This window comes from Haloferax sp. KTX1, from assembly GCF_902410085.1.
Lineage (GTDB): Archaea > Halobacteriota > Halobacteria > Halobacteriales > Haloferacaceae > Haloferax > Haloferax massiliensis.
On sequence record NZ_CABPRH010000236.1, the window covers coordinates 1 to 427 of the forward strand.

General features: G+C 68.4%; 2 pseudogenes. Both read right to left on the reverse strand.

What is annotated here, in order from left to right:
* A pseudogene (locus FY251_RS23265) lies at positions 1 to 110 on the reverse strand (EamA/RhaT family transporter); the annotation flags it as partial.
* 6 nt (positions 111 to 116) lie between these two features.
* Positions 117 to 427: pseudogene (locus FY251_RS21630) on the reverse strand (5'/3'-nucleotidase SurE); the annotation flags it as partial.

A 427-nucleotide genomic window follows, 5' to 3' on the forward strand; every position in this document is an offset into this window, starting at 1 on the left:
GCCGCAAACAGGACCGGCGGGAAGTACTCCAGCCCGGCTTTGATAGCAGTGAAGGCGCTGCCCCAGGCGACGGCGAGCGCGACGAAGAGGATGGCGTTGCGGAACCGCATTTCCGGTCAGTCGGCCGCCTCGCCGCCGTCGCCCGGCTCGTACGTCTCTGCGATGGCGTCGAGGGCTTCGTGGTGCTCCGTGGTGTGTGGCGCGGTCAGCGGCGAGACACTGACCTTCCCGTCGACGACGGCACGGCGGTCGGTCCCCTCGGGGTCGGGAATGTCGCCCTCAGCCATGTGCTCCCAGATGCGGTCGTGGAGCGTCACGGCGTCGCCTTCCTGGACGGCGTCCATCTCGTACTCGTGCGAGGGTCGCGTGACCGTCATCTGTGCGTCGCCCCACTCGGCGACGGGGGCGTTGATGTTCAGGTAGTCAC